The organism is Streptomyces caelestis (assembly GCF_001279005.1).
Taxonomy (GTDB): domain Bacteria; phylum Actinomycetota; class Actinomycetes; order Streptomycetales; family Streptomycetaceae; genus Streptomyces; species Streptomyces heliomycini.
The window spans coordinates 42,619-55,240 of sequence record NZ_LGCN01000017.1 but is presented as its reverse complement, the minus strand read 5'-3'; the positions used below and the strand labels follow the sequence as shown (position 1 = coordinate 55,240).

8 protein-coding genes and 1 pseudogene are annotated in these 12,622 nt (G+C 70.8%); 5 read left to right on the top strand and 4 right to left on the bottom strand.

Going from position 1 to position 12,622, the window contains the following annotated elements:
- From nuoL to recQ, 4 genes are all read left to right on the top strand, one after another.
- On the top strand, positions 1–1,965 hold the full coding sequence (nuoL, locus tag ADK41_RS02705; RefSeq protein WP_030823291.1) for an NADH-quinone oxidoreductase subunit L: 1,965 nt from the start codon (positions 1–3) through the stop codon (positions 1,963–1,965).
- A 5-nt stretch (positions 1,966–1,970) separates the two neighbouring features.
- Positions 1,971–3,542, top strand: a complete 1,572-nt coding sequence (locus ADK41_RS02700) for an NADH-quinone oxidoreductase subunit M (RefSeq protein ID WP_030823294.1) — start codon at positions 1,971–1,973, stop codon at positions 3,540–3,542.
- Positions 3,539–5,188, top strand: a complete 1,650-nt coding sequence (gene nuoN / locus ADK41_RS02695; protein ID WP_030823300.1) for an NADH-quinone oxidoreductase subunit NuoN — start codon at positions 3,539–3,541, stop codon at positions 5,186–5,188. Before ADK41_RS02700 ends, nuoN begins: the two co-directional genes overlap by 4 nt.
- 174 nt (positions 5,189–5,362) lie before the next feature.
- Positions 5,363–7,357, top strand: coding sequence for a DNA helicase RecQ (gene recQ, locus ADK41_RS02690; protein ID WP_051843061.1), 1,995 nt, complete (start codon positions 5,363–5,365; stop codon positions 7,355–7,357).
- A 193-nt stretch (positions 7,358–7,550) separates the two neighbouring features.
- On the opposite strand, the gene ADK41_RS02685 is transcribed toward recQ, so the two are convergent.
- A complete protein-coding gene (locus tag ADK41_RS02685; RefSeq protein WP_030823306.1) occupies positions 7,551–8,144 on the bottom strand; it encodes a TetR/AcrR family transcriptional regulator in 594 nt (197 codons plus the stop codon).
- A gap of 241 nt (positions 8,145–8,385) precedes the next feature.
- On the opposite strand from ADK41_RS02685, the gene ADK41_RS02680 reads away from it, so the two are divergent.
- Positions 8,386–9,531, top strand: a complete 1,146-nt coding sequence (locus ADK41_RS02680) for an FAD-dependent oxidoreductase (protein WP_030823310.1) — start codon at positions 8,386–8,388, stop codon at positions 9,529–9,531.
- On the opposite strand, the pseudogene ADK41_RS38645 reads toward ADK41_RS02680, so the two are convergent.
- The 3 genes and pseudogenes from ADK41_RS38645 to fahA form a co-directional block, all read right to left on the bottom strand.
- Positions 9,528–10,129, bottom strand: a pseudogene (locus ADK41_RS38645) (transposase). The gene ADK41_RS02680 and the pseudogene ADK41_RS38645 sit on opposite strands and share 4 nt — an antisense overlap.
- Before the next feature lie 151 nt (positions 10,130–10,280).
- On the bottom strand, positions 10,281–11,219 hold the full coding sequence (locus tag ADK41_RS02670; protein ID WP_030823316.1) for a M56 family metallopeptidase: 939 nt from the start codon (positions 11,217–11,219) through the stop codon (positions 10,281–10,283).
- 167 nt (positions 11,220–11,386) lie between these two features.
- A complete protein-coding gene (gene fahA / locus ADK41_RS02665; protein ID WP_030823319.1) occupies positions 11,387–12,601 on the bottom strand; it encodes a fumarylacetoacetase in 1,215 nt (404 codons plus the stop codon).
- Positions 12,602–12,622: the final 21 nt, after the last annotated feature.

Genomic DNA, 12,622 nt, shown 5'->3' with positions numbered 1-12,622 from the left:
GTGGAGAACCTGATTGCGCTGCTGGTGGCGGCGCCCCTGCTCGGAGCGGTGGTCCTGCTGTGCGGCGGACGCCGGCTGGACGCCGTCGGCCACTGGGTCGGCACGCTGCTCGCGGCCGTCTCCTTCGCGCTCGGCCTGGTGCTGTTCACCGACCTGCTGGGCAAGGGCGCCGAGGAACGCACCGTCACGCAGCACCTGTTCAGCTGGATCCCGGTGGAGGGCTTCCAGGCCGACGTCGCCTTCCGGCTCGACCAGCTGTCGATGACGTTCGTCCTGCTGATCACCGGCGTCGGCTCGCTGATCCACCTGTACTCCGTCGGGTACATGGAGCACGACGAGCGGCGCCGCCGCTTCTTCGGCTACCTGAACCTGTTCCTCGCGGCGATGCTGATCCTCGTCCTCGCCGACAACTACCTGTTGCTGTACGTCGGCTGGGAGGGCGTCGGTCTCGCCTCCTACCTGCTGATCGGCTTCTGGCAGCACAAGCCCGGCGCGGCGACGGCGGCGAAGAAGGCCTTCCTGGTCAACCGCGTCGGCGACATGGGCCTGTCCATCGCGATCATGCTGATGTTCCTGTGGTTCGGCACCTTCGCCTTCGGGCCGGTGCTCGGCACCCTGGAGGAGCCCGGTCTCGCCGGGCAGGCCGGTGAGGGCAAGCTCACCGCGATCGCGCTGATGCTGCTGCTCGCCGCCTGCGGCAAGTCCGCCCAGGTGCCGCTGCAGTCCTGGCTCGGGGACGCGATGGAGGGCCCGACGCCCGTCTCGGCCCTGATCCACGCGGCGACCATGGTGACGGCGGGCGTGTACCTGATCGTCCGGTCCGCGGCCGTCTTCAACGGCGCCCCGGACGCACAGCTGGTCGTCACCGTCGTCGGCGCGGTCACGCTGCTGTTCGGTGCGATCGTCGGTTGCGCGAAGGACGACATCAAGAAGGCGCTGGCCGGCTCGACCATGTCGCAGATCGGCTACATGGTGCTCGCCGCCGGCCTCGGCCCCATCGGCTACGTCTTCGCGATCATGCACCTGGTGACGCACGGCTTCTTCAAGGCCGGGCTGTTCCTCGGCGCCGGCTCGGTGATGCACGGCATGAACGACGAGGTCGACATGCGCCGTTACGGCGGCCTCAGGAAGTACATGCCGGTCACGTTCGTCACCTTCGGCCTCGGCTACCTCGCGATCATCGGCTTCCCGGGCCTGTCCGGCTTCTTCTCCAAGGACAAGATCATCGAGTCGGCGTTCGCCAAGGGCGGCGCCGAGGGCTGGATCCTCGGCGCCTGCGCCCTGCTGGGCGCGGCCATCACCGCGTACTACATGACGCGCGTGATGCTGATGACGTTCTTCGGCGAGGAGCGGTGGCGCAACGCGCCGACGCCGTCCCCGGCGGAGCCGGACGTGGAGCCCGCCGCCGAGACCCGCGGCGCCTACACCCCGCCGCACCCGCACGAGTCCCCGAAGATCATGACGATCCCGATGATCGTGCTGGCCGTCGGGTCGGTCGCGGGCGGCGCCTTCTTCAGCATCGGCGACCGCTTCATGCACTGGCTGGAGCCCGTCACCGGGCACGACCACGGTCACGCGCCGATCGGCGCCGCGACCGTGACGGCCGCCACGGTCGCGGTGATGGTCGTCGGCGTGGCGATCGCCTGGGCCCAGTACGGGCGCCGTCCGGTGCCGGCCGTCGCCCCGCGCGGGTCGCTGCTCACCCGGGCCGCCCGGCGCGACCTGCTCCAGGACGACTTCAACCACGTGGTCCTGGTCCGCGGCGGTGAGCACCTCACCCGCTCGCTGGTGTACGTCGACCACACCCTGGTCGACGGGGTCGTCAACGGCACGGCGGCCTCCTTGGGCGGCCTGTCCGGACGGATGCGCAAGCTGCAGAACGGCTTCGCGCGGTCCTACGCGGTCTCCATGTTCGGCGGCGCGGCGGTCCTGGTCGCCGCGACCCTGCTGATGAGGGCGGTCTGATACCGATGTCCTTTCCTCTGCTGACAGCGACGGCGGTGCTCCCGGCCATCGGGGCGATCGCCACGGCCGCCGTACCGGCCGCGAAGCGCACGGCGGCCAAGTGGCTGGCCCTGCTGTTCTCGCTCGCCACACTCGCCTCGGCGATCGCCGTCCTGGTGCGGTTCGACCCGGACGGCGACCGCTACCAGCTCACGGAGTCCCACGCCTGGATCGCGGACTTCGGGGTCCGGTACGAGCTGGGCGTGGACGGCATCGCGGTGGCGCTGATCGCGCTGACCGCCCTGCTGATCCCGTTCATCGTGCTGGCCGGCTGGAACGACGCGGACCCCCTGGAGACCGGGAGCAAGCGGTGGCGGCCGACGCAGGGCTTCTTCGCCCTGATCCTGGCCGTCGAGGCGATGGTGATCCTCTCCTTCGAGGCCACCGACGTCTTCCTCTTCTACATCTTCTTCGAAGCCATGCTGATCCCGATGTACTTCCTCATCGGCGGCTTCGGGGACCGTGCCCACGAGCACGGCGAGGAGAAGGCGGCGACGCAACGGTCGTACGCGGCGGTGAAGTTCCTGCTCTACAACCTGGCCGGCGGTCTGATCATGCTGGCCGCGGTGATCGGGCTGTACGTGGTCGCCGGGAACTTCTCGCTCACCGAGATCGCCGAGGCGCGGGCCGACGGCTCGCTGGACATGGCGACGAACACCGAGCGCTGGCTGTTCCTCGGCTTCTTCTTCGCCTTCGCGGTGAAGGCGCCGCTGTGGCCGCTGCACACCTGGCTGCCCAACGCCATGCAGGAGTCCACCGCCCCGGTGGCCGTGCTGATCACGGCGGTCGTCGACAAGGTGGGCACCTTCGCGATGCTCCGCTTCTGCCTCGGGCTGTTCCCCGAGGCCAGCACGTGGGCGACGCCCGCCATCCTCGTGCTGGCGGTCATCAGCATCATCTACGGCGCGCTGCTCGCGGTCGGCCAGCGCGACATCAAGCGGCTGATCGCGTACGCGTCGATCTCGCACTTCGGCTTCATCGTCATGGGCATCTTCGCGATGACCAGCCAGGGTCAGTCCGGGGCGACGCTCTACATGGTCAACCACGGCATCTCGACCGCCGTGCTGATGCTGATCGCCGGATTCCTGATCTCGCGGCGCGGCTCCCGGCTCATCGCCGACTTCGGCGGGGTGCAGAAGGTCGCCCCGGTGCTCGCCGGCACCTTCCTGATCGGCGGACTCGCGACCCTCTCGCTGCCGGGGCTCGCGCCCTTCGTCAGTGAGTTCCTGGTCCTGGTCGGCACGTTCACCCGCTACCCGGTGATCGGCGTCATCGCCACCTTCGGCATCGTCCTCGCCGCGCTCTACACCCTCGTCCTGTACCAGCGGACGATGACCGGTCCGGTGAAGCCCGAGGTCTCCGCGATGCCCGACCTGCGGGTGCGGGAGATCGCGGTGGTGGCGCCGCTGGTCGTGCTGCTGGTCTTCCTGGGCGTCTACCCGAAGCCCGTCACGGACGTCGTGAACCCGGCGGTGGAGCACACCATGTCCGACGTACAGAAGAAGGATCCTCAGCCCGAGGTGGAGGCGGCCAAGTGAGCGCAACAGCCGTCCACAGCCTGTGGACAACGGCGGCCGACCCGATCTCGAAGATCGACGCGCCGAAGATCGAATACGGGCAGCTCGCGCCCACCCTGATCATCGTCGGAGCGGCGGTCCTCGGGGTGCTGGTCGAGGCGTTCGTACCGCGCAAGTCGCGCTACTACGCGCAGATGTTCGTCGCCGTGGTCGCGCTGGCCGCCGCCTTCGCCGCGGTCGTGGCGCTCGCCGCGGACGGCTACGGCACGACCAAGGCGGGCATCGCGGCGATGGGCGCCGTCGCCGTCGACGGACCGGCCCTGTTCCTGCAGGGCACGATCCTGCTGACGGCGCTGGTCGGCCTGTTCACCTTCGCCGAGCGCCGGCTCGACCCGGAGGCGCACGGCAACCGGGTGGACTCCTTCGTCGCGCAGGCCGCGTCCGTACCGGGCAGCGACAGCGAGAAGAAGGCGGTCAGGGCCGGGTTCACCACCACCGAGGTGTTCCCGCTGCTGCTCTTCGCGGTCGCCGGCATGCTGGTCTTCCCGGCGGCCAACGACCTGCTGACGCTGTTCGTGGCGCTGGAGGTCCTCTCGCTCCCGCTGTACCTGCTGTGCGCGCTGGCCCGCCGCAAGCGGCTGATGTCGCAGGAGGCGGCGGTCAAGTACTTCCTGCTCGGCGCATTCGCCTCCGCGTTCACGCTGTTCGGCATCGCGCTGCTGTACGGCTACTCGGGTTCGATGTCGTACTCCACGATCGCGCAGGTCGTCGACGGCACGGTCCAGGACGTCGACCCGGCGCTCGCCGACACCATGGGCAACGACGCGCTGCTGCTGGTCGGCGCCGCGCTGCTGGTCATGGGCCTGCTGTTCAAGGTCGGCGCCGTCCCCTTCCACATGTGGACGCCCGACGTCTACCAGGGCGCCCCGACGCCGGTGACCGGTTTCATGGCGGCGGCGACCAAGGTGGCGGCGTTCGGCGCGCTGCTGCGGATCCTGTACGTCGTGCTGCCGGGCCTGCGCTGGGACTGGCGGCCGGTCATGTGGGCCGTCGCCATCGTCACCATGCTGGCCGGCGCGATCGTGGCGATCACCCAGACCGACATCAAGCGGCTGCTGGCGTACTCGTCGATCGCGCACGCGGGCTTCATCCTCGCGGGCGTCATCGCGACCACGCCGTCGGGCATCTCGTCCGTCCTCTTCTACCTGGCGGCGTACTCGTTCGTGACGATCGGCGCGTTCGCGGTGGTCACACTGGTCCGGGACGCCGGCGGCGAGGCGACGCACCTGTCGAAGTGGGCGGGCCTCGGCCGTCGCTCCCCGCTGGTGGCGGCGGTGTTCGCGGTGTTCCTGCTGGCCTTCGCGGGCATCCCGCTGACCTCGGGCTTCGCGGGCAAGTTCGCCGTGTTCAAGGCGGCGGCGGAGGGCGGAGCGGCCCCGCTGGTCGTGGTCGGTGTGATCTCGTCGGCCATCGCGGCGTTCTTCTACATCCGCGTGATCGTCCTGATGTTCTTCAGCGAGCCGCGCCCCGAGGGCCCGACCGTCGCGGTGCCGTCACCGCTGACGATGACGGCGATCGGGGTCGGCGTGGCCGTCACGGTGGTCCTGGGCGTCGCACCCCAGTACTTCCTGGAGCTGGCGGGGGACGCGGGAGTCTTCGTGCGCTGACGCGGCGCCCACCGGCACGCCGACGGCGGCCCGGCACCCTTCGGGGAGCCGGGCCGCCGCCGTCGTACGGGTGAGTCTGTGGACAACCCCGGGGCTGTCGGTGCGGACCCCTATCGTGGAGGCAGTGGTCGAGGGACGGCTCACGAGGGCAGGGTGACGGGCGGTAGTGGCGGGATGACAGTGAGGGAGAGCGAGGCGCTGGCCGCGCTGCACCGGGTGTTCGGGTACGACGCCTTCCGCGGCGAGCAGGAAGCGGTCGTCGAGCACGTGATCACGGGCGGCGACGCCGTCGTGCTCATGCCGACCGGTGGTGGAAAGTCGCTCTGCTACCAGATTCCGGCCCTGGTCAGGCCGGGTACGGGAGTCGTCGTCTCCCCGCTCATCGCGCTGATGCAGGACCAGGTGGACGCGCTGCGGGCGCTGGGCGTGCGGGCCGGGTTCATGAACTCCACGCAGGACTTCGACGAGCGGCGCGTCGTCGAGGCGGAGTTCCTCGCCGGCGAGCTGGACCTGCTGTACCTCGCGCCGGAGCGGCTGCGGCTGGACAGCGCCCAGGACCTGCTCTCGCGCGGCAAGATCTCCGTCTTCGCGATCGACGAGGCGCACTGCGTGTCCCAGTGGGGGCACGACTTCCGGCCGGACTACCTCATGCTGTCGCTGCTCGGCGAGCGGTGGCCGGACGTGCCCCGCATCGCGCTCACGGCGACGGCCACGCACGCCACGCACCGGGAGATCACCGAGCGGCTCGGCATGCCGGACGCCCGGCACTTCGTGGCGAGCTTCGACCGGCCCAACATCCAGTACCGGATCGTGCCCAAGGCGGACCCCAGGAAGCAACTGCTGGGCTTCCTGCGCGAGGAGCACGCCGGGGACGCGGGCATCGTCTACTGCCTGTCGCGCAACTCGGTGGAGAAGACCGCCGAGTTCCTCAGCCGCAACGGCATCGAGGCGGTGCCGTACCACGCGGGCCTCGACGCGGGGACGCGCGCCGCGCACCAGGCGCGGTTCCTGCGGGAGGAGGGCCTGGTCGTGGTGGCGACCATCGCCTTCGGCATGGGCATCGACAAGCCGGACGTCCGGTTCGTCGCCCACCTCGACCTGCCCAAGTCCGTCGAGGGCTACTACCAGGAGACGGGCCGCGCGGGGCGTGACGGACTGCCGTCCACGGCCTGGATGGCCTACGGGCTCAACGACGTCATACAGCAGCGCAAGCTGATCCAGTCCGGCGAGGGCGACGAGGCGTTCCGGCGGCGGGCGAACCAGCACCTGGACGCGATGCTCGGCCTGTGCGAGACCGTCCGGTGCCGGCGCGGCCGGCTCCTCGCCTACTTCGGCCAGGACCCGGACCTGACGGGCTGCGGCAACTGCGACACCTGCCTCGCCCCGCCGGAGACCTGGGACGGGACCGTCGCGGCGCAGAAGGTGCTGTCCACGGTGGTGCGGCTGCAGCGGGAGCGAGGACAGAAGTTCGGCGCGGTGCAGATCGTCGACATCCTGCTGGGGCGGCGCACGGCCAAGGTCATCCAGTTCGACCACGACCAGCTCTCCGTGTTCGGCATCGGCGAGGAGCTGACCGAGGCGGAATGGCGGGGCGTGGTACGCCAGTTGCTGGCCCAGGGACTGCTCGCGGTCGAGGGGGAGTACGGCACGCTGGTGCTGACCGAGGCCAGCGGATCGGTGCTGCGGCGGGAGCGGGAGGTGCCGCTGCGCAAGGAGCCGAAGAAGCCGACGGCGGCCCGGGGCACGAGCGGCCGGGGCGAGCGCAAGGCCAAGGCCGCCGCGGCCGAGCTGCCCGAGGAGCTTCAGCCCGCGTTCGAGGCGCTGCGCGCCTGGCGCGCCGAGCAGGCCCGCGAGCAGGGCGTCCCGGCGTACGTCATCTTCCACGACGCCACCCTGCGGGAGATCGCCACGGTGTGGCCCACGTCGGTGGCCGAGCTCGGCGGGATCAGCGGGGTGGGGGAGAAGAAGCTGGCGACGTACGGGGAGGGCGTGGTGGCCGTGCTGGCCGGGTTGACGGCGCCGGGGGACGGTGGTGCCGGTGCCGGTGCCGGTGCCGGTGCCGGTGCCGGTGCCGGTGCCGGTGCCGGTGCCGGGTCCGGGTCCGGGTCCGGGTCCGAGGACTCCGGGGGCTCGGACGACTGGCCCGAGGAGGAGCCCGACTGGACGTAGGCGGCTGTCACGCAGCTACGGGCAGTCGTGCCTCCCCCCAGTGCCTTGGGACGGGGATCAGAAGGAGGTGCTTGCCGTCTTGGAATGACGGGGTGTCAGGTCTCGTTTGCCAGGCAGAGGGTGAGTGCGACCGATAGGTGTAGTGGGGCAAGCCGAGGCTGGTCGAGGACGGGCCCAGGGAATGGTCCAGGCGCTACGGCGCGGGCGGCTTGCCCGGCGGCTCCCAGCCGTGGGTGAGGATGTCGAAGATTGCCTCGATGGCGGCCCGACGGTCCTGCCGACCGCGAGCGAGCACCGGGATCTCGAGTACGAATCGGGCAAGAGCCACACATGCGAGGTTGTCGTGCCCCACGCCGAACTCGTCGGCGATGACTGCGCTGAGGCTGTCGGTGTACCGGGTCCACATGCGTTCGGAGTAGGCGCGCAGCACCGGCGTTGAGTTCACCAGGTTGGTGAACTCGGCCGCCTGGGGGTGTGCCTCGATCGACGGCCAGGTGTCCAGGACGTGCTGTCGAAGGGCATCGAGGATGCTCTGATCGGAGCGGCGCTGCCGCACCGCGGCGATCAGCTGTGACTCCCGGTCTTCGTCCTGGTCGAATACCAGTGCTTCCTTGCCGCTGAAGTGCTTGAACACCGTAGCGGTCGACACGTCGGCGGCGTCGGCGATGTCACGGATGCTCACCTGATCGTAGCCGCGCTCCAGGAAGAGTCGCAGTGCGGCGTCGGCGATCGCCTGCCGGGTGGCCGCCTTCTTGCGGTCGCGGCGGCTGACAGAGGGCACGGTCATGACTACAGCGTACTCGATAGTCGAGTTAGTCGCTAAGTAGAGTCGTTGCACTTTTCTACTTGCTCTGATTTTATGGACATGCGCGAGCACCTGAGCGGCACATCCTCGTCGGCCTGGTCATCGTCTGCACCGCGCCGACCTGTTCACCTGAGAGGCCCTCCGCGGGGCACATCCGGTGTTGGTGCTGAGGTCGACAACGCCCGGCCTGCTCGCCTCTCTTCGCCGACTGAAAGGGACAACCATGAACTCCCCAGAACCCGCCCGGGCACGCATCAGCGTCATCGGCGCCGGCCCCGGCGGACTGACCTGCGCCCGCATCCTCCAGCAGCACGGCATGGCGGTCACCGTCTACGACCGCGACCGGGGCCCCGACGCCCGCAACCAGGGCGGCACCCTCGACCTGCACGCCGACAACGGCCAGATCGCCCTGCGCGAAGCCGGTCTGCTCGACGAGTTCTTCAAGCTCGCCCGCCCCGAAGGGCAGGAAATGCGCCAGATGGACCCGACCGGCACGATCACGTCCCATGAAGTCCCGGCGCCCGACGAACTCTTCAAGCCGGAAATCGACCGTGGCCAGCTGCGCAACCTGCTACTCGACTCCCTGCAACCGGGAACCGTGCGCTGGGGCCGCGCCATCGACACGATCAGTGGACCCGACGACGGTCCGCGGCAATTGCACTTCACCGACGGCACGACCGTCCAGACCGATCTGGTCATCGGCGCCGACGGCGCCTCCTCCCGCGTCCGCCCGGCGGTGTCCCCCGCCGTCCCCGAATACACCGGGGTGAGCTTCCTGGAAGCATGGTTCTCAGACGTCGAGAACCGGCACCCGGACCTGGCCGAGCTGGTCGGCCAGGGCAGCGCCCACGCAGCCGACGGCGAGCGCGGCCTGTTCGCCCAGCGCAACAGCGGAAACCACATCCGCGTCTACATCATCCAACGCGTCCCGGTCGACTGGATCAGCACGAGCGGCCTGACAGCCGAGGACACCGACGGCATCCGCTCCCTGCTCCTGGGCGAGTACGCTCACTGGTCGCCCCGCATACGCCGGATGATCACCGAGAACGACGGCCCCTACGTCGACCGTCCGATCTTCGCCCTTCCGGTCCCGCACACGTGGGAACACAACCCGACGGTGACCCTGCTCGGAGATGCCGCCCACCTCATGCCCCCGCTCGGCGTCGGCGTCAACCTCGCCATGCTCGACGCCAGCGAAATCGCCCTCGCTCTCGCGAACGCCACCACCGTCGCCGACGCGATCCGCACCTACGAGAAGACCATGCTCCCCCGCTCCACCGAGACGGCCAAGGCCCTCGAAGGCGGCGCCGAACACCTGCTGTCCACCGACGCACCCGACTTCGGCAGCGACAACGACGCCCGGCACTAAGGGCTGACCGAGGTCTTCAGCCGTCGCCAGCAGATGATGGCGCAGCCGAGGGTGATGAAGGCTTGGTGGACGTCGTCGCGGATCTCCCAGCGGATGCGCAGGCGCCGGAACCGGTGCAGCAGCGCGATGGCGCCCTCTACGACCCAGCGGTGGACTCCGAGACAGGAGCCGTGTTCGGCGCCGCGTCGGGCGATGACCGGGGTGATCTCGGAGCGCCCGGTGGCTGGTCCGCCCTTCATCGCGCGCACGTGCGAAGAGTCGATGGCGGCCTTGGAGAAGTCCAGCATCCGGCCGCCCGCAGCTCGCCGAGCAGCAGCTCGTGCAGGCGCTGCCACACCCCGGCCTCGTTCCCGTCCCGCAGCCGCCGCCAGCAGGTCATCCCCGATCCGAAGCCGAGCTCCTGCGGCAGGTGCCGCCACGGGATGCCGGTGCACAGCACGAACAGGGTCCCGCACAGCACCCGACGGTCGTCGATCCGCCGACGTCCCGGATACCGGAAACGCCGCTCGACCACCGGCAGCAGCGGCTCGATCCGCTCCCACAGAGCGTCCTCGGCCGGCCACGGCTCGCTTCCACCACGTGTCTCGGCCGGACCCACCCCCCTGTCTGGCAGGTACCGACATGAACTGACAGCCCGTCGTTCCCGAGCGAAGAAGCCCTCATTCCGATCCCAGTCCTTAGGGCCTGGGAGGCACCCCGCGAACGCCGGGCTGCGGACCTCCAGCGCCCGGCCGACCGCGGCATGACGGTTACGGCAGGGCCGTCAGGCCCGGGGCGAAGGTGATCACCAGGGGGACGAGGGGGACCAGGGTCGCCGCGGCCGTCGTCAGGGCGCGGTGGCGGCGGTCGAGGCGGGGCGGGGGCTCCAGGAGGCGGTCGACGCGTTCGCCGAGCAGGCGGCGGCTGGAGGCGCAGGACAGCACGCCGCGGTGCTGGTTGAGCTCGATCAGCGCCAGCGCGGTGGTCAGATGGCCGCAGCGGCGGGAGGCCGTGTCGTCGGCGGACAGTTCCACCAGGCGGTGGGTCTGGTCGCAGAAGTGCGCGAACAGCGGGATCCGGGGGAAACCGGTGGCCAGCGCGGTGGAGAGGTGCAGCAGCCAGTCGTGACGGGCGCGGGCGTGCCCCCGCTCGTGGGTGAGGACGGCGTCGAGCTGGTGGTCGGTGAGCCGCTGCAGGGCGCCGGTGGTGACGATCAGCTGGGGCGGGCTGCCCGGCATCCACCAGGCGTCCGGGTACTCCTCCTCCAGCACCAGGAGCGGACCGCGGGCCGCCGGGAGACCGGCGGGCAGGTCGGGGGCGCGTTCCCGCAGGTGCGCCCGGGAGCGGGCGCGCCGACGACGGGCCTCGACCAGTTCGCGCCCGAGCATGGCCGTCGTCCAGGCCGCCCCGCAGGCGAGCAGCAGGGTGAGGGCGATGGTCCAGGGCGAGGCGGCGGACAGGTCGTACGCCGCGGTGACCGCGGGCGGGGCCGGGGCGAAGAGCTGGGCGCGGACGGTGCCGAAGACGGCGGCGGCGCCCAGGGCGAGGGCCGTGACGCAGCACAGCAGGACGGTGGCGACCAGGCACTGCCACACCCACAGGGCGACCACCGGTTCCCGTTCCGGCCACTTCGACCGGGTCAGCGCCCGGGGGACGGGCACGGCGGCCGTCACGGCGACAACGCTCAGCAGGAGCAGGCAGACGGTCATGCCACGGGCTCCGGATCCTGTCGGAAGAGGGCGGCTTCGGGTCGTGCTGGGGCGTGCGGGAAGTGCGGGGGAGCGCGGCGCGAACGCACACACCGCCCGACGCCAAGTATGACGGCGAAGGGCGGTGCGAGTCAGGGGTCGTCGAAGATCGGCGAGGGCCGGACGGGTCAGACCGCGGGGACCACCCGGCCCGTGACCTCGCCGAGGCCCACGCGGACGCCGTCCGGACCCGGCGCCCAGGCCGACAGCGTCACCACGTCGCCGTCCTCCAGGAACGTCCGCTTGCCGTCGGGGAGTTCGAGGGCGTCGCGGCCGTTCCAGGTCAGTTCGAGCAGCGACCCGCGTTCCCGCTCGGCGGGGCCGCTCACCGTGCCGGAGCCGTACAGGTCGCCGGTGCGCAGACAGGCGCCGTTGACGGTCATGTGGGCGAGCTGCTGGGCGGCCGTCCAGTACATGGTGGAGAAGGGGGGCTCGGAGACGACGTGGCCGTTGACCGTGACGGTGATCCGCAGGTCGTAGCCGCCGGGTTCCTCGGCCGCGTCGTCCAGGTAGGGCAGCAGCTCGTGGGTGCGCTCCGGCGGTGCGACGCGGGCCTCCTCCAGGGCGTCCAGCGGGGTGATCCAGGCCGACACCGAGGTGGCGAAGGACTTGCCGAGGAACGGGCCGAGGGGCACGTACTCCCAGGCCTGGACGTCGCGGGCGGACCAGTCGTTGAGGAGGCAGAGGCCGAAGACGTGGTCGCGGAAGCCGCCGAGCGGCACCGGCCGGCCCGGCTCGGACGGCACGCCGACGACGAAGCCGACCTCGGCCTCGATGTCCAGCCGGACGGAGGGCCCGAAGACCGGGGCTGCGGCGTCGGGCGCCTTGCGCTGGCCAAAGGGGCGCACGACGTCGGTGCCGGACACCACGACCGTGCCGGAGCGGCCGTGGTAACCGATCGGCAGGTGCTTCCAGTTGGGGGTCAGGGAATCGGCGGCGTCGGGACGGAAGATCCGGCCGACGTTCCGGGCGTGGTTCTCGGAGGCGTAGAAGTCGACGTAGTCCGCGACCTCGAAGGGGAGGTGCAGGGTCACCTCGGACAGCGGGTGGAACAGGGGCTCGACGGTCTCCCGGTGCGCCGGGACGGTCACCCACGCGGTGAGCGCCCGCCGCACGTCCGACCAGGCCGTACGGCCCGCCGCCAGCAGCGGGTCGAGGGTCGGGCGGGCGAGCAGGGAGGCGTAGGGGGAGCCCAGGGCGTGCGCCGCCGCGCCGGCGTCGAGGACGTGGTCGCCGAGCCGGACGCCCACGGCCCGCTCCGACGAACCGGAGGGCGAGAACACGCCGTACGGCAGGTTGTGCGGGCCGAAGGGATCGCCCTCGGGGACATCGAAGGGGGGCATCGGGTGCTGCCTCGCTTTCGT